This window comes from Gordonibacter faecis (genome assembly GCF_030077735.1).
GTDB lineage: Bacteria > Actinomycetota > Coriobacteriia > Coriobacteriales > Eggerthellaceae > Gordonibacter > Gordonibacter faecis.
This window is the reverse complement of the sequence record NZ_JASJEU010000008.1, coordinates 63,662-80,612: the sequence shown is the minus strand read 5'-3', so window position 1 is coordinate 80,612 and position 16,951 is coordinate 63,662. Positions and strand designations below refer to the sequence as shown.

The window sequence follows — 16,951 nt, the reverse complement described above, 5'->3', positions numbered from 1 at the left end:
CCGCGCTTGCCGCCCCCGCACTACCCCTGCGGATTGTCAGTCAAATACCGCTCGCGCAAAGCAGCGCGCTCGTCGGCGCTCACGCCCACGCCGCGTTCCACATACTCGTCCAAGCTGCCATACTGCTGCTCGGCCGCATCCAGCGCCGCCGTCAAAAACCGCACGTCAGCCGAGTTCAGCACCTGAATGCTGCTTTCCAGCTTGCCCGCCAGGTGGTACTTCGCCAGCGCGTCGGTGATGTCCTCGGTGCGCGACGCCACATAGCGGTTCGTCACCAGATAGTCGCGCATGATGTCGTCGCGCGACACGCCCAGCACGTGCAACAGCAGCATGGCGGCAAGGCCCGCGCGATCCTTCCCCACCGTGCAGTGCCACAGTACCGCGCCCTCGGGCGTGTTCAGCACCGCGTTGAAGAAGGTTGCGAACCCGCGGCGGCTGTCCTCGTCCAGCATCATTTTTTGGTATAAGTCCATCATGATCTGGGCCGGGTCGTCCTGCAGTGTGCGCAGCGTCTTCATCATGCCGCGCAGGCCACCCTCGTGCGTGACACCGAACGCCGACGTGCTCAGCACCGGCGCATCCACGAAGCGTACGTTCATGAGCGCGTCCTCAGGGTCGGGCTTTTCGGCGCGTTCCTCGGCAGTGCGCAGGTCAACCACCGTGCGCACGTCGAAGTTGTCGGTGAGTATCTCCAGGTCACGCTCTGTGGCACCCGCCAGCGCGCCCGAGCGAATGAGCCGCGCGTGCTTGACGAAGCGCCCGTCGGCCGCGGGCAAACCACCGACATCGCGTGTGTTCGGCAGCCCCTCCAGAATGATGCGGCCGTCGGATACCTTTTCCAGCCCCTCGGCGTCGGTTATGCCAAGCGCGGGCACAAAATTATCGGGCACGGTGTCCACCATCGGACGCCTCCTTTCACATATGAAAGCACGCAAAACAGAAAGCGCCCCGGCACACCACATGGTCGCCGGGGCGCGTAACGCTCGCCGTTACTGCAGGTCAAGCTGCATCAGCTTGTCAATGGTAAGCGCGTAAATCTTGAACGACTGGCGCAGCAGCTCTTCGCTCACACCCTCGTCGGGGCCGTGCATGCTGCCCACCCACTCGGGGTCCTTCACCCACGGCTTTTCCGGGCCGAAGCTGGCGCCGCTCTTGAACTCACGCGCGTACGTGCCGCCGCCCATGGTGAACGGCTTGGCGTCTTCACCCGTGGCCTCGTTGTACGCATTCAGCAGCGCCTGGATAACCGGCGAGTCCGGCTTCACCAAGAACGGCTCCATGAGCAGGGTGTTTTCAAAGGTTGCGCCAATTTCATCGGCCAGCTGGCGCACGCGTTCGGTAATTTCGTCAGCCGTGATGGACGTGGGAAAACGGCTGTCGAGCGACTGCACGAAGCGGTCGTTTTCCAGCTTGATAGTGCCGCCCACCACGGTGAGCGGGCCGAAGTACTTGTCGGAGGACTTGATGCCCAGGCCGCTGCCGTCCGTGTGGTTGAGCAGCTTTTGATCCAGCTCGAAGAACGCGCGCTCATCCGCGCCGCAGAGGCCGTGTTCCAGCAGGTAATCCACAATGAGGCCGATGGCGTTCACGCCGGTCTCGGGCATGGAGGCGTGTGCGCTTTTGCCCGTGGCGTCCAGGCGCGCGCGGCCGGGGCCGGCCTCGGTCACCACAATGCGGTCGGTGTTCGGCAGCTCGTGCGCGTCGGCGTTCACGATGGCGTGGGCCAGGCCCGGCACCGCGTTCGTGGCCATGCCGCCTTCGAATTCCACCACCACGCGAGCGCACGGCTCGATGGGCTTGCTCACCAATTCGCCGTCGTAGCCGCCCTTTTCGCCGTAGCACACGGGGAATTCCGCGTCGGGCGTGAACAGAAACGCCGGGTCATCGTAGTGCAGGTGGTAGTAGGCCACGTCAGCCATGCCGGATTCCTCGTTCGCGCCGAACAGGAAGCGCAGCGTGTAGCGGAACTGCGGGGCCTCGCCCGCGTCCTGCAGATCCTTCCAGAATTTCATGGCGTGCAGGGCCATGACGCTGGGGCCTTTGTCGTCCAGCACGCCGCGGCCGAGCAGGTAGCCGTCCTTGCGCGTGACGTCATAGGGCTCGAACGTCCAGCCCGGGCCGGCCGGCACCACGTCCATGTGCCCGATGATGCCAATTTGCGTGTCACTGGTGCCGGGGAAGTCGGCGAAGCCGATGTAACCTTCAGCGTCGTGGCTGGTGAAGCCCATGTTTTCCGCCAGATCAAGCGCTGCCGTGAGCGCCTTTTTGGGGCCGGGGCCGAAGGGGGCGCCGTCGGCCTTCTTGTCGTCCTCCTGGAAGCTGGGGATGCGCACGAGGGTGGCGATGTCTTCCACCATGGCGTCCCAGTTTTTATCGAGGTAGGCGTCGATTTTAGCAGTTAGTTCGTCATGTTCCATGGCTGCCTCCCGGCTCTCGTTCACGTGCGTGGATGACGGCAGGTGGCGGGCTTTTTTTGCGTGGAGCCCACCGCGTGCCGTCGATTGCGGTTCGTCCCATTATGCTGCTTTCCGCGGGCGCGCGCCAGGGCGTTTGATGGATGTTGAGTGATCGTCGCCGTGAATGCGCGAATACGGCGAGGCGTGCAAGTTGCCCCTCGACGGGTCGGGAGGCATCCGGTATACTTTGTCGATGCGCCCGAGTGGCGGAATGGCAGACGCGGCGGTCTCAAAAACCGTTGTCCTAGACGTGCGAGTTCGACTCTCGCCTCGGGCACCATCCGCAAACAAAAGCCCCGGTTCCTAAGAGCCGGGGCTTTTTTGTTACGCTGTCTTGGTTGGGTCGCCGCAGATGCCTATGAAGAGGGGAATGCCTTGCGACGACGTTATTTGGAAGAGGAACGGGCGATCGAGGCGTAGTTCTACCTCTTCGACGTTTTCGGGCGGGAGGGCCATTTTCGCAATGCCCATGTTGGTGTAAGCGCCGGCTTCTGCGCCCTCTTCGTCCCAGGTCACGTGGCTTTCTTGCTTCACTTCGGAAATGAAGGCTGGCGTGGACGTAAGGTTGGAGAAATTGGCGGCGTCGCCGAACGCGTCCTCCACGCCGAGGCGCTTCAGCGCGGGGATGAGATCGAACGAGCTGTCGAAGGTGGCTTTCGGCATGATGTAGGTGATGCGACCCAAGTCATCGGACGGGGCGGTAAACGCTTCTTCGAGCGCGGCGGGGTCGGCCATGAGGTCGGCCGCCGAAGTGCCCTCGGCAGGCAGAACGAATGTCATGGAAGCGCCGCCGCCGAAGCTGCGGCTGGCGCGCAGGTAGGTGTCGGTGCGGCGGAAATCCTGCGGGCTTTCGAGACGCTGCGTCATGAAGTCGACCTGCACGTCGCCCTGTTCCGCATGGAACACCTCTTGCGTGGTGGCCGAGGTGTCGAACGGGTCTGACCAGCTGCCTTTGAAGTAGATGGCGTTGATGATGGAGAGAATCTGGCTTGCGTCGGTTTGCACCTGCGGGTTGATGAGGCCACCCGTGTTGTCGCTGATCCAGGAGGCGATGGCGGCATCCGTGGCCGCAGTGCCGAATTCCGCCGAGAAGGGTGTGGCGTAGAATTGATTGATGGCTGTGTCAATAAAGGCCTGTTCAAAGGGGGTGTCTTTTCCGAGCCAGAGGGAGTTAGCCAGAGTTACCTCCGACTGCGGATCGGTGGCGAGCACGCGGAACAGGTTGCCGCACTGCTCGGCCGTGCTAAGGTTCGCGGGTGTACCAAGCGCGGCCGCAATTTGTTCGGCCGTGGTGCCTGCTGCGCCTTCGCCCGCAAGCGCGAGCGCGTAGTAGAGGCTGAGCGGGGAGTAAGCGCTGTTCACAGACGCGTCGGCGTTGACGTTGGCGTTGGCGCCGACGGCATCCGTTGTTGGGTCAAGCACCGCAGCCGCACTGCGATAGGCGAACGCGGAAAGGGACTGCGTGAAGTTGAAGTCCACGGGGTTGGCGTCAAGCGTGTTCATCCAGGTGTCGTAGTCGTCTTCGGCCGGCTTCTCGGGAATCGCTGGCTGTGCCACGGCGAGCCCGTCGTACGCCGCCGTCGAAGGCGCAGGTCCCGGCGTCGGCGCGGGATCAGGTTCGCCACCCTGCTGCTGAGCCGAGCCACATCCCGCAAGCAGCCCAACCCCCGCCGCCAAAGCAACCACCAACCCCCCAACAACCAACCACCGCTTCCTCATAAACCCCTCCTTGCAGAAGTGAAATTTCCACTTCACCATACCACGACCCAAATTAAAGAAACAACCGCAGAACCAAGAAGCGCGCAACGGGAGTGACACTACGGGCGACACCACTCATAACATGAAGCAAAAGAGCTGCAACGATTTTTTGAGTGATGATAATGTAACCAATAAATTTTCATCGCTGAAAAAATTATTCATTACTTCAACTTCAATCATTTTTTGAATACCTGCCACGTAATCAAATTTCCGATCAATGAAAAAATTATTCCAGTTAAAAAATCACTCATTTTTGAGTAACGGAAAAGGAGCGCACCGTTTTTTGATGCGCTCCTTTTTGGTGATGCGTGTTTTTGGTTTCAAATGTTTCACGTGAAACATTTGTTGATTTTTTGGGTCAGAGAATAATCACGTGGCCCATCAATCAACCTATGCGCGAACTTCGCCACCCTTCTTGCGGGTGGGTACCGCCTGGCCAGTCGCGGCCATGCGCTCTTCGTGGGTCATTGCGGCGAGTTCCTTAACACGGGTCACGTCCACACCCAGTGCCTCGGCCAGGCGTGTGCCGTACTCGGGGTCGGCCTTGTAGCAGTGGGCCGCGTGGCGCAGGCGGATGTTCTCCGTGACGCCTTCCATATTCCGCATGGTATTGCCGATGAGGGCGGCGCGCTGCGGCTCTTCCATCAGGCAATATAGTGCGCCCGGCTGGTAGAACGTGTCGTCGGTGGGGTCATCCGCGGGGTCCCACGCGTCCATGGGGCCGAACAGGTCCAGCGGCGGCTCGGCCGCGTCGGCCTGCTGCTGCCACTGCCCGTAGCTGTTGGGCTCGTAGCCGATGGTGCCGCCGAAGTTGCCGTCGGTGCGCATCTGGCCGTCGCGATGGAACTCGGCGTAGGGGCAGCGCGGACGGTTCACCGGGATGTGGTTGTGGTTTACGCCCAGGCGGTAGCGCTGCGCGTCGCCGTACGCGAACAGGCGGCCTTGCAGCAGCTTGTCGGGCGACAGGCCAATGCCCGGTACCAGGTGCGTCGGCGAGAACGCGGCCTGCTCCACCTCAGCAAAGTAGTTCTCGGGGTTGCGGTTCAGCTCCAGCACACCCACCTCGATGAGCGGGAACTCCTTGTGGCTCCACGTTTTGGTGATGTCGAACGGGTTCTCCTTGTAGTTCTTGGCCGTGGCCTCGTCCATCACCTGGATGGAGAACGTCCACTTCGGAAACTCGCCGCGCTCGATAGCCTCGAACAGATCGCGCTGGTGGCTCTCACGGTCGCCAGCGATGATCTGAGCGGCTTCCTCGTCCGTGAGGTTCTTGATGCCCTGCTGGGTTTTCAGGTGGAACTTCACCCACACGCGCTCGTTGTTGGCGCTGATCAGGCTATACGTATGGCTGCCGAAGCCGTGCATGTGGCGGTAGCTGGCCGGAATGCCGCGGTCGGACATGACGATGGTCACCTGATGCAGCGCCTCAGGCAGGCTGCTCCAGAAGTCCCAGTTGCTCTGGGCGGAGTGCATGTTCGTCTTCGGATCGCGCTTGACCACGTGGTTGAGGTCGATGAACTTCTTCGGATCGCGCAGGAAGAACACCGGTGTGTTGTTGCCCACGAGGTCCCAGTTGCCTTCGGGCGTGTAGAACTTCATGGCGAAGCCGCGGATGTCGCGCTCGGCGTCGGCCGCGCCGCGCTCGCCGGCCACGGTGGAGAAGCGGACGAACACGTCGGTTTCGGCACCGGGCTGGAACACGACGGCCTTCGTGTACTGGGAAATGTCGCCGGTCACCGTGAAGGTGCCGTACGCGCCAGAGCCCTTCGCGTGCATGCGTCGCTCGGGGATGACTTCGCGGTCGAAGTGCGCGAGTTTCTCGATCATCCAGTTGTCCTGGAGCATCATCGGGCCGCGCTCGCCGGCGGTCAGCGTGTGGTTGTTGTCAGCAACAGGTGCACCGTTTTCGCTGGTGAGCTTCGTGGTATCAATGTGGTCGGTCATGGGCGAATCCCTTCCCTTGTACCGCCCAGGAGAAATAATTCCGGGCGGTTTGCTATTTGATGGATTCAGCATACGCGCAAATAACTCTTTCGCCGCTCTTATTGAGAATAAATCTCAATAAGATCACAGTATCATTACAATCAATGAAAAAGTTACTGCGCGAAAAGTGCACGAAAGCAAAAAAATGAATGCAGATGTTTCACGTGAAACATCTCAACGTGCATGAAAAAAGAAAGCCCGCGGCAACGGAGGTTGCAGCGGGCTTGGGAGATCGCGAAAACTAGCTGCTTACAGCGTGAAATCCTTTTCGCCGTTGAAGATGGCCAGGGCGTCAGCCACAGAGTAGTCGGCCAAGGTGATGGCGCTGATGGCCTTGGTCAAGCGCACGGCCTCGTCCAGCGAGCGCTGATGGATGTTGCGGCCGGTAGCGTTACCGCAGGCACCGCCCACGTGGATCTGATCGTAGAGCTGCGTGAGGAACGTCTCGGCATCCACCGTGGAGCCGCCGGCGCACACCAGACCCGTGCGGCCCGCAGCCATGGAGGCAACCTTCAGAGCCTCGGCCGGAGTGCGCGTGTCGTCGCCCTCGGGCTTCGGCGGGTTCACCTTCACGAAGTCGGCACCCAGGCAGAGCGCCACGCCCGCAGCACCAGCAATAAGGTCGGGATCCTTCTCCGCCGCCACAGCCTTGCCGCGCGGGTAGATCCACAGCACCACCAGTAGGCCGTTCGCGTGAGCCTGAGCGATCAGCTCGCCAGCCTCGGCCATCATGGTGGACTCATACTCGCTGCCCAGGTAAATGGTGTAGCCCAGGCCCACGATGTTCACGCCCGCCTCGCGCATGGCCAGCACAGCGTCCAAATCGTAGAGCTGCGGCGAATACGGGTCGTCCTGTTTCACGCCCACAAGGTTCGTCTTGGAGTTCATCTTCACGAGGTAGTTGATCTCGGGATAGTCGGCCGCGTACTGCGCAATGAGGCCGCGCTGTCCAGCAAGCACGCCGCACACGCCCTGGCGCCCAATTTCGAAGAGGTGCTGCGGCTCGGCGTCGGCGATGTCGATGCCCTCGCCGTAGAAGTCCTTGTTGAGGTGCTCAATCTTCTGGTCGCACGCGAACAGCATCAGACGGCCCGTTCCGCGCGTGGCCTTCAGGTAGTTCTCAATGTACTCGTCACGGGACTCCGGCATGACATCGGCCGGAACTCGAACCTGGTCACGAGTGATGTGGGGCATGATTTCCTCCTTATTAGGACGTGCTTCGCAAGGCGCTCTCGCCATTCGATACCGTCATTCTAGCCAAAAAACAAACCCGCCCGCCCCTCTACACCGAAAAACTGGCGAACGAAAAGACAAGCGGCTTTAACAACTACCTCATTGAGCAGCGCCCAGGTTGGCGCTAGTCAGTCAGCGAGGCCGCTTGTGGTGCCCGAGATTCGTGGGATCGCGAAGGCGAAGCGTACTTGGGTACGCGAGTCTTCGTGATCGCGCGAAGATTGGGTACCACAAGCGGCCGCAGCGTCGGGGGGTTTCGGCGGCTGTTAAGCCGCCGAAACTCTTAGAACCATTCTCTTTGGTTTACTACATATACTTGTTCGAATTCGGTTTGGGACTTCGTGAGGTACAGGATGCCCTCGATGATGCCGATGATGCCCATGACGCCGGCGGCGAGACCCAAGGTGAAGATGCTGCCCACAATAGTGACAGCCAGCATAATGAATCCGGCGGTGTTATAACCTAGGTAGAACTTGTGGATGCCAAGCGAGCCCAGGAAGATAGCCAGCAGACCGGCGGCCACGTGATCCTTCGTCGTGAGGACCGGCTGGGCATACGGTTGCTGGTAATACGGCTGCTGGTAGTTGTAATACGGCTGCTGCGGCGGCACGGCACCGGGGCCGGCGTGCGGCGGCTGACCGTAGCCGGGAGCTGCATAGCCGGCGGGCTGCTGCGACGGAGGCTGCTGCTGGTAGGACGCTCCCGCTGGTGGAGGCGGTACCGAGCCCGGCGTGGGCGCAGACGCTCCGACGGGTTGGGCCTCATAGGTGGGCGGAACCGGCGGCACGTCGCTGGATGCGGGCGCGGCCGCGGCGGGCGCGGGTTCCGGCGAAGACGCAGGCATAGGCACCGCCGCCGGCGCGGAAGCCGTAGAATAGGGAATCCAATCGGGCACCGCCTCAGGCTTGTCTGGCTCGGATTCATCCGACGCCTCAACGGCACCTTCTTCATCGGCGGCAGGCGCGGGTGCCTCTTCCCCATCAACCACCTCAACTTCCTCAACCTTGCAGCTCACGGGCTCGACTTCAATCACGGCAGTCACCGCTGTGGCATCTTCCGCAGCCTCTTCGGCACTTTCGTCCTCGACCGCATGTACCTCAGCAGCGTCCTCAGCTGCATCCTCAGCGTCCTCGTTCGCATCCTCTCCACCAGGCTCGATAGGCGGGTGCTCTTCCTTTAGTTGCGCCAGACGTGCCTTCGCGGCCTCAAGCGCTTCCTGCGCAGCACGCAGTTCGGCCTCGGCGGAGGCAACCTCGTCGGTCGCGCCAAAATTCTTATCGGGTGCGTTCATGGCTCAACCTCTCTCCTCATATGACGGACGCGCAAAAAGCGCGCTTTGATCTAGCGCCATAGTATCGGGGCGTGCGGCAACGTGGACAAAACGTCACCATGCCGTTGCCCTCTGAAAACTTTACTTAAGGTTTCCGTTTCCTAAAGATCCAAAAGTCCGAAATCCGGACGCTCCGAAGCCCAAACGTTTGAGCCTAGTCGTCCTTGCGATGATCCGTACGTTTCTCCAGAAAACTCATAATGCGCTTCTGGAACACAATGCCCAAAATGGCGATAATCGCCGCCACGCCAAAAATGATGGCGCTTTCTACAAAACGCCCTTCCATCAGGCCATCAGCCGCGTACGTGGACACGATGATGCCCGGAATGCGCCCCAGGTTCGACAGCAACAGGAAGGTGCGCATGCGCATGTCGGTGAGCGGCACCAGGTACGTGAACACGTCTTTCGGCAACCCCGGAATGAGGAACAGAATGAACACGATGATGTTCAGTTTGCCAGATTTTTCGAAGCGACGGAATTTCTCCAGGTGTTTCGTGGGCACGATGCTTTGCACGAACGGCGCGCCCAGCTTGTGCACCAGCGCAAAAATGAACGCGCTGGACAGGATACATCCCAACAAAATAATGAGCGCGCCCAGCCACGGGCCGTACAAGAGGCCCGCCGCAATTTGCACCACCTCGCCGGGAATGAACGCCACCACAATTTGCAAGAATTGCAGCCCCAGCAGAATAAGGAAGCCCACGGGGCCTGCGTTGCGCACGTCGGCGATGACGCGATCCAGCCCGCCCGGCTCAAAAATGTCGGCAATATAAGGCCAGATGAGCAAACAAATTATAATCATGATGGCAAAGAACGCAATAAGCCCCACAAACTTGAAGATATCGCCCTTTTCCAGTTTGCGCCCGCGGACGACTACCTCTTGCTCGGCTTTTTCGTGCAACTCTTCTTTGCGCTCTTCGACTTTTTGTTTGATTTTACCCGTGTTGAATTTATCAGTCATCGTGACGAGCCTTGTCGTATTCCTCTTTGAACGCAGCGAACATGTTCTTCTTGGGAGCGGGCTTCTTGGTGGCGGGCTTGGCGGCCGGCTTCTTGGCCGCGGGCTTTGCTGCAGATGCCGCTGCGGGCTTGCTGGCCGCCGGCTTCGCACCAGCGGGCTCCGCCTTCTCAAGCGCCTGCGCGTCCCCGTCGTCCTTCGCCTTCGGCCCGCGCGCCTTCTGGTACTCCTCCTTGAACCCGGAGAACATACCTTTGGTGGCGGCAATCTGCTTGCCGGTGGCGTACGCGCCCTTGTTCACCACTTCGCCCGTCTTTTTGGCAGCCTCGCTCACCACGGGTTTCGCCTTGTCAACAGCCGATTGCGCCTTATCCAACACCACGGCCGTAGTCTCGCCGGCCTTCTCGGCCAAGCCGCCTTCAACCGCAAGTGAGCGCGCCTCGTCGGACACCAAAATGGCGCCCAGCACCACTTCGTCGCCCTCTTGGCCCTCGGCTCCTGTCTGCGCCAGCGCCGCACCCATGCCGCGGCGGAAGCCCTTCACCATACTTGCGGAAATCTCGCGACGGCCCAACAGCGCATTCGCCGTGGCACCCGAGTCGGTGATCACCGTATCAATTGCCCCGGTCAGGCGGTTAAACGTAACGTTGCCCACCATACCCAGCGCGTCGCCGTCCGCCGTCATCACGGGCAGGCCCACCCACAGCACGCACTCGTCCCAGTCAACGCCGAGCGCCTTGCACGCGCCGCGGTCGGTGGCCGACGGGTCGTCGTGCACCACCACGCGGCCGTCTTCGAAATCGTAGCCGTCAATCGCCACAAACATATCCTTGCGGCGGAACATCCACAGCAAGTCGGGGCGCTTCACCACGAAGCCCACCACGCGGCGCTCTTTGGGATGGAAGACGATGCGGCGCACCTTGCCGATGCGGCGCGTGCCGTTTTTGCCGCCGACAACGCGCACGCCAATAAGCTCGTCGGTGCTGATGAGTTGGTTGGCCATGTATCTATCCCCCATGCGCGCCCTCCTGCCCGCAGCCCGCATGCGCCCTCTCACAGCGCAGGCGAACAACGCGGCGGCACGCCGTCCATGCGAAAGCGGCGACGCCCGCCGAGCAGGAGAAACCCGCCCGACGTTCTGCGCCGCCGCCTGTCGCTGTACCTATTACTAGTACTGCTGCTTGCCTTCCGCGATGTCCGAACCGCCCGGCTGACCAGCCGGCGCGTACTGCGGAGTCTCAGAAGAGGAAGCTTCCGGAGCGCCCTCAATCTTGTCCGCAACCTTTTCGGCCGTGTCCTTCGCGGTGTCGGCCGCGTCCTGAGCCGCATCGGCAGCCACGGGAATCTTCTCGCTGACGGCCTCGTGCGCCTGCTCGGCGTTCTTGGCTACCTGAGCAGCGATGCGCTGACGTGCGGCTTCAATCTTCTGACGCAACTCGTCGTTTTTGTCAGAGAACGCCGGCTTAATGGTGTCGGCCGCCTCCTGCACGCGAGCGCTGGCCGCGCCGTACAGCTCCTGGCCCTTGGCCTGGGCATCCTGCATGACCTGCTGGCCCTTGGAGGCCACGTCATGCGCGAAATCCTGACCCTTCGATGCCACGTCGTGGGCGATATCCTGGCCCTTGCTGGTGACATCCTGGTACATCTGCTGAGCGCCAGCGGACGCCTGCGCGCCCAGTTCCTGCGCCTCACCCCATGCCGCGTTCACCTTTTCGGTAACGAGGGCGCGCGTCTCCTGCCCGGATCGCGGGGCGTACAAAAGCGCAGCGGCGGCGCCAATCAGCCCGCCGACGAGGAATGCTCCTATTTTCTTGCCCATAACTGCCTCCTTCAGGACGTTTGTCTATTCGCTCATTATAGGGGCACCCTCCCCCGCCAGCGAGGGAAAACACAGGCGCAATAGAATTCAGTTGACGTTTCGTTGCTGAGAAGGGGAAAGCGAAGGTGGGGCGGGGGTATGTTTTGTGCGGTTGGCGAGGTGGTTGAACCAGATGAGGAACCACCAACAGGCGCGCCCGTGATGGGAAGGCGCGCCTGCGGGTTATGTGGCAGGACGGGTGGTCCCTGCCGCAGATATGTGTGCACCGCCTCTCGGAGGCTGAGGCGGCGAGCACCTCATTAGGAAGCGAGAGAAACGGTATAGGAAATGCTGGCTATCTCAGCCGTGCCATCGTTTGCCAGGTAGTTTAAGCGGGCAGTTGCAGGAAGGTGTAAGCCGAAGGTGACGGGCAAGGTCGTGTTCGCTTCGATGCGCCAGCCGAGAGTTGCAGGGGTTGCTGTTGGGAGCGGGATGGACTTTTGCTGGCCTCCCTTAGGCGTAATCAAAATGGCAACACCTTTCATTGCTGCTTCATCGGGGAACAACGTATCAGCACCTGCAAGCAGCGCACTTGTAGCGGAGGTCACCACTATAGGAGCATCAGTATCTGAAACAAACGCATGACTCTTACCGGTAATGTCAGTTACGTCTCCTTTAGCATCTATTTGAAACACCGTTGAGACAGGAATATCACACACAATATGCTCCGACCACTTGGCGTAAAGGGTGGTGTTCTGCGTTGGCTTGTCAGTTTTGAAGTCCCAAGGGACAGTGAGTCCCTCCTTGTACCACCCATCAAACTTATATCCAGGACGAGAGGGTTCCTTCGGTGGAGTCACCAACGCATCATGGTTGACCGTGGTGGTCTTGTCATCAGAAGATCCACTCCAGTTACCTCCATTAGCGTTCCAGGTGAAGGTGTAGGAGTTTATCTGCCACTGGGCATAGAGGGTAGCAGTAGCATCTACTTTGTTCCATTTGGTGGCGCTCGTAAGATCAGCGTTGTAGTACTTGGTGCCACCACTGGCATCGTCGAAGTAGCCCAAGAAGATATGGTTTCCCTTTGTGGGTTTAGCCGTAATAGCAGGCATATCAGAATCATACGTAGCAGTCACCTGAACAGTCTGTCCACCTGTTCCTGTGTTTTGATCAAACGAGACCAGCGTAGTTGTAGCTTGCCAATGAGCAAAAAGCGTAGTGTCTTTTGCTGTCTTCCAAACAAGAGTGCTCGTGCCGTCTTTGTCGTAGATTTGTTTGCCGCCCTCTGGTGAGTCATAGTAGCCAAGGAAGGTATAGCCTGTACGCGAAGGAAGATCAGTAATAGCCGAAAGAAGCTGGTTGTAGATTGCGGTCACCGTTGAGGTGTTACCCGAGGTATCGTTAAAGTTGAGCGTGAGGATGTATTCTGTTTCGAACTTAACGCTAGAGTTGGTTACACGGATGCCAAGATTGGTGGTGCCTGGGGAGGCGCTTTGACCCTTGGACGAGTCAATGATCATGATGCCAAGTGAGGTGCTTCCACTGCCTGCTGCATAGGCCTTTACAGCAGGTAAGACAAGCGTTAACGCTGTTACAAGGACAAACAGAAGCGCAAGGATGCCGGCACCTACGTGCCGCGTACTTGACTTCAATATATATCTCGTGCTCGGCATGGCTGGCACGTTCCTTTCTTTGAACCCCGAAGCTTGAAAGCCACAGGGATAGCTGCTGTTGTTGCAAAGAAGGTGGTGATCTACCGGGGACACAACCCCGGTAGATTCTGAATGCAAGATTAGAGGCAGAAGCAGGGGCACACGCCGTACGACATTTTTGCATGATTATTGTTGTCGGTTTCACCGTTTCGATTCACAAGCATGAAACTTGTAGAACTGCTTGGAGGGATAGTCCTTTCCCACCAAGTATCGTATAACGTCGAAGACACTTCGCACTTCTTTTTCAAAGCCTCGTTATACCCGTATGGGATTACTTTTCCTTTCCAATAATCATACTGTGCGCCCTCCTCGGTCATCCATATATAGGTCTCCCACCCGCTCTTTACCGACCCCCCAAGTTCGTAATAGCTTGCAATAAAAAGGTTGTCATTAGAAGTGGTAGCGATTGCGGTTTTAGAACCATGTGGGCTAGATTTTTTTATAACGGTCTCAATATTATTCTTAAGATCATTTGGAACAGAATCCCAAATTTCATTGTCATCGGTACCGTAGACGACAGTATCTGTGCCAGGATTCATCCTAGCGCGCAACTCACTTTCGCCCCAACCGCCGGAGTTAACACCCCAGTCATTAGCGTCCTTTTTACTATTAACTGGATACATTGTTTTAAGTAAATCTTTGAACTGGAATGTAAGGCCAGCTACTGTGCGACCATCAGCTGTCCGCTCAACGAGTTTATCGTGGTTGATGCCGATGATACGTATTTCGTAGGAAGTATTACCCCAGATAGCCTTGCATTCATAAGTGTTCTCGTCTGTCATGAAAGACCGATATGCTGCTTCTATAACTGTATTGCCACTGGCAATTGCGTTAGCATGATTTTTGACTTCGGCTGCTGTATACACTTCACTGGTATTTTTATCCTTCAAGTAGAAGGACGACGAGACATCACCATTGCCAAAACCGAGAAGCGGAGCTGCTTCGAAGGTACACATCACAGTAGCGAGATTCTGCGTCGTGATGCCAGCATCAGCAACAGCTGGATTGACTTTAGCGTTGGCTAGATTCAGACGGAAGATATAAGAGGATGAGGCTTTAGGCGAAATGGTGAAAGCGCCTGGGTTTCTGGGAGTCACGTCATTTACAGATGGGTCAAAGCCAAAATTAACCATTTTGTTGTCGTCTGTTGTACCCTCAGGATAAAGACTGAAAAGCTTCTGATTCATGAGACCTTGAGCACCAGGGTTAGCCGCTAAAACGTTGCTAAAGTTTTGTGATGTGCAAGTAACTTTGGAAAGCCGTACGGAAACATCCATGTTGTTGATGAACTTAGCTGATGCCTCCATAGAAGTGGGAGATTTATCCTCCGCCACGTCGTAGGGTGCATCTTGGCCAAAGGTAACAGCAAAAGGAGCGTCAACGCTGATGGGTGCGGAAGCGGTGCGGAGGTCTGCGAGATACGTTGAAGGAAGGGATACCTCGGAGTTTAGCTGGACGATGTTGGTTTCAGCATCGGGGCTCGGAGAGACTTCTACTGTCCTGCTTGCACGAGAGAGTTCTACATCATCCAACATGAGCACAGCGGTGACGTCAGAAGTTCCTGCCTTCTTGGCGCTCACGCGACCAGCATCCACCGATAGAGGTGCGGCAGCATAGGAGTAGGAAGCTTTTATCGGGTCGGGGGCTTGGAGGTTGCCCCCTTCGAGAAGGTCAGCTTCTTGGCCGGCTTCAAGGGCGAGGGGTTCTTCGGAGAGCGTGATACCGTAGGGCATGAGGTGATTGTTGTCGGGGGGAAGACCTGGGTTCCAGGTGTCTTCGGAGCCGGAGGGAATGTAGATCGAGACGTTTGTGCAGCCAGCGAGGGCGTCGGTGGTGACTTCGGGAGTGCCGAGAGCGACTACGCGCTCAAGGTTGGAGCAAGAGGCGAAGGCGCGGGAGCCGATGGAGTTGATGCTGGCAGGAAGCCACACGTCCTTGAGGGAGGTGGCTTCGAAGGCGCGCTCGCCGATGGTGCGTAGGGTGTTCGGGAAGTCGATGGTTGAGAGGTTTGCGCAACCTGCGAGAGCTCCGTTGTTGATGGCAGTGATGGTGGTTGGGAGTTTCACACTCGTGAGAGAACCGCGGTTGGCGAAGGCGTTTTCGGCGATGGTGCTCACGCGATAGGACACGCCGTTGATCTCAGCTGATGCAGGGATTTCGAGAGTGGCATCGGGGTCGTCTTTGCCTTGCCAGGAGACGGAGAGGGTGTAGTCGTTGAGCAGGGTGTAGGTGAGGCCAGTGGCTTCGTTGGCGGTGTCTTGGTTTGTGTTTGCACCAGGTTGAGCGGGTTCGGTGAAGTGTTGGAAGCCGGCGTTCTCCCAGGTTGACTTGCGGGAGTCGTAGTCCTCACCTGCTGGGAGAGCAACTACTGCTGTTGCTTTGGTTTCGTCGGAGAAGGCCGTGGGATCGATCTTTTGAACGTTACCCAGCGCGGTGATAGATGCGAGGTCTTTGCAGCCTGAGAGAGCATCCTTGTCGATGGATTCTGTTTCAGCGGGAATCACGATGGAAGCGCCGATGCCTGCGGGGCAAGCAACCAGGGTTTTTAGGTCCTTGGAGTAGAGCACTCCGTCATATGAGGTAAACGTGGCGCTGTCCCCGACCAGGATTTGAGAAAGCACACTGCACCGGGAAAATGCAGTGGCAGAGACAAGGGTGGACTGGTCGGGGAGAGAAGCAGCGCCCTCCTTGCCCTCGGGAATGAGCAGGAGTTGCGAGTAGTCTTTGGTGAATATCATGTCGTCAAACGAGATAAAGCCCTCACACTTGGGGCTTATCTGGACATGCTTGAGCGACGGGCAACCTTTGAGGGCCTCGTCGTCGATATCTTTGATTGTTTCAGGAAGAGAGAGTGATTCTACAGAATACTCAGTGAATGCCCCCCCCCCCCCAAGGTTTTTGAGGGTAGTCACCGTGTAGGTGTCATTACCACTTGAAACCTGGGTGGGGACGGAGATGTTTTTGAGATCGGTGGCATTGATGCCAACAAGAGAAACTGTTGTGCCGTCTTCGTTCACTTCGAAGATGAGGCCTTCGGACACGAAGGTTCCGAGGGTTGCTTTAGGAGTTCCTTGTATGAGCGGGAGTGATCCAGTTGTTTGAGATTCAAGAAGGGCGACCGTAGTCGCAAGAGATTCAGTACTTGTGGTAGTTCCTGGAGTTTCGCCTTGGACGGCTAGAGGCTCAGAAAGCCCCCCCCCCCCGGAGATTTTCAGATTCTGCAGTGTCTGCGAAGGCAGTAAGTGGGCTTGTGGCAAGTGTGAGTGTAAGAGTTGCTGCACACGCTACTTTGCCAAGCCTTAATGCTCGACGATTGTTCATTTCCATTGTCCCTTTACTCAAAAGCTGAGTGCATTTCCCGATGCACGTACCCCACTAGGTGTGGGATATGCTCGGCATGGTAGCACGCGGAGGGAGTTTGTGAAGAGTACCCGATCTCCCCCATTGCTGGCAGATTCCATACCCCCAACCCCCATTCCCGCAGGTAGAACATATTCCTCACACCCCAGCAAGACCCATACCCAACACCTTCCCGCCTCCACATTTTCTCCACAATAAGTGACACGCTTACGCGCTACCTAATACGCCAAAACACCCCGCCTACCCTCGCCTTATGACGCGGGCATATGTAGATAACGTTAACCTTATCTGTTAGGTTACCTTCGTAGGGATGCTCGCCAGAGCATCCGCTCCGCCGAAGGCGGAGAATACAATCGGCTTCCC

At 58.3% G+C, this 16,951-nt stretch carries 11 protein-coding genes and 1 tRNA gene; 1 reads left to right on the top strand and 11 read right to left on the bottom strand.

Features of this window, described 5'->3' with window-relative positions:
* Positions 1-20: 20 nt before the first annotated feature.
* Both QNJ86_RS04685 and QNJ86_RS04680 read right to left on the bottom strand, forming a co-directional pair.
* Positions 21-902: a tyrosine-protein phosphatase gene (locus QNJ86_RS04685; RefSeq protein WP_283831435.1), complete on the bottom strand. Its 882-nt coding sequence runs from the start codon at positions 900-902 to the stop codon at positions 21-23.
* A gap of 87 nt (positions 903-989) precedes the next feature.
* A complete protein-coding gene (locus QNJ86_RS04680) occupies positions 990-2,417 on the bottom strand; it encodes a Sapep family Mn(2+)-dependent dipeptidase (RefSeq protein WP_283831434.1) in 1,428 nt (475 codons plus the stop codon).
* A 236-nt stretch (positions 2,418-2,653) separates the two neighbouring features.
* Between QNJ86_RS04680 and QNJ86_RS04675 the strand changes: the two genes are divergently transcribed.
* Positions 2,654-2,736: transfer RNA gene (locus QNJ86_RS04675), tRNA-Leu, on the top strand.
* Between the two features lie 44 nt (positions 2,737-2,780).
* On the opposite strand, the gene QNJ86_RS04670 is transcribed toward QNJ86_RS04675, so the two are convergent.
* The 9 genes from QNJ86_RS04670 to QNJ86_RS04630 all read right to left on the bottom strand — a co-directional run bounded on the left by QNJ86_RS04670 (position 2,781) and on the right by QNJ86_RS04630 (position 16,269).
* The gene (locus tag QNJ86_RS04670; RefSeq protein ID WP_283831433.1) at positions 2,781-4,175 is read right to left on the bottom strand and encodes a serpin family protein; all 1,395 of its coding nucleotides are present in this window, start codon (positions 4,173-4,175) and stop codon (positions 2,781-2,783) included.
* A gap of 429 nt (positions 4,176-4,604) precedes the next feature.
* The gene (locus tag QNJ86_RS04665; RefSeq protein WP_283831432.1) at positions 4,605-6,158 is read right to left on the bottom strand and encodes a catalase; all 1,554 of its coding nucleotides are present in this window, start codon (positions 6,156-6,158) and stop codon (positions 4,605-4,607) included.
* Positions 6,159-6,446: 288 nt separating this feature from the next.
* Entirely contained in the window at positions 6,447-7,391 is a 945-nt protein-coding gene (locus QNJ86_RS04660) for a beta/alpha barrel domain-containing protein (RefSeq protein WP_283831431.1), read from the bottom strand.
* Between the two features lie 322 nt (positions 7,392-7,713).
* On the bottom strand, positions 7,714-8,721 hold the full coding sequence (locus QNJ86_RS04655) for a TM2 domain-containing protein (protein ID WP_283831430.1): 1,008 nt from the start codon (positions 8,719-8,721) through the stop codon (positions 7,714-7,716).
* 193 nt (positions 8,722-8,914) lie between these two features.
* On the bottom strand, positions 8,915-9,721 hold the full coding sequence (locus QNJ86_RS04650; RefSeq protein ID WP_283831429.1) for a TVP38/TMEM64 family protein: 807 nt from the start codon (positions 9,719-9,721) through the stop codon (positions 8,915-8,917).
* Entirely contained in the window at positions 9,714-10,736 is a 1,023-nt protein-coding gene (locus QNJ86_RS04645; RefSeq protein ID WP_283831428.1) for a PRC-barrel domain-containing protein, read from the bottom strand. Before QNJ86_RS04645 ends, QNJ86_RS04650 begins: the two co-directional genes overlap by 8 nt.
* A gap of 150 nt (positions 10,737-10,886) precedes the next feature.
* A complete protein-coding gene (locus QNJ86_RS04640; protein WP_283831427.1) occupies positions 10,887-11,537 on the bottom strand; it encodes a YtxH domain-containing protein in 651 nt (216 codons plus the stop codon).
* 299 nt (positions 11,538-11,836) lie between these two features.
* Positions 11,837-13,189 carry an InlB B-repeat-containing protein gene (locus QNJ86_RS04635; RefSeq protein WP_283831426.1) on the bottom strand — a complete coding sequence of 451 codons (1,353 nt, stop codon included), beginning with the start codon at positions 13,187-13,189 and terminating at the stop codon, positions 11,837-11,839.
* 119 nt (positions 13,190-13,308) lie between these two features.
* Positions 13,309-16,269, bottom strand: a complete 2,961-nt coding sequence (locus QNJ86_RS04630; protein ID WP_283831425.1) for a leucine-rich repeat protein — start codon at positions 16,267-16,269, stop codon at positions 13,309-13,311.
* Between the last annotated feature and the right edge of the window lie 682 nt (positions 16,270-16,951).

Coding starts and splice junctions, on each gene's coding strand:
- QNJ86_RS04685 (WP_283831435.1), bottom strand. CDS start 902: ATGGTGGACACCGTGCCCGATAATTTTGTGCCCGCGCTTGGCATAACC.
- QNJ86_RS04680 (WP_283831434.1), bottom strand. CDS start 2,417: ATGGAACATGACGAACTAACTGCTAAAATCGACGCCTACCTCGATAAA.
- QNJ86_RS04670 (WP_283831433.1), bottom strand. CDS start 4,175: ATGAGGAAGCGGTGGTTGGTTGTTGGGGGGTTGGTGGTTGCTTTGGCG.
- QNJ86_RS04665 (WP_283831432.1), bottom strand. CDS start 6,158: ATGACCGACCACATTGATACCACGAAGCTCACCAGCGAAAACGGTGCA.
- QNJ86_RS04660 (WP_283831431.1), bottom strand. CDS start 7,391: ATGCCCCACATCACTCGTGACCAGGTTCGAGTTCCGGCCGATGTCATG.
- QNJ86_RS04655 (WP_283831430.1), bottom strand. CDS start 8,721: ATGAACGCACCCGATAAGAATTTTGGCGCGACCGACGAGGTTGCCTCC.
- QNJ86_RS04650 (WP_283831429.1), bottom strand. CDS start 9,721: ATGACTGATAAATTCAACACGGGTAAAATCAAACAAAAAGTCGAAGAG.
- QNJ86_RS04645 (WP_283831428.1), bottom strand. CDS start 10,736: ATGGGGGATAGATACATGGCCAACCAACTCATCAGCACCGACGAGCTT.
- QNJ86_RS04640 (WP_283831427.1), bottom strand. CDS start 11,537: ATGGGCAAGAAAATAGGAGCATTCCTCGTCGGCGGGCTGATTGGCGCC.
- QNJ86_RS04635 (WP_283831426.1), bottom strand. CDS start 13,189: ATGCCGAGCACGAGATATATATTGAAGTCAAGTACGCGGCACGTAGGT.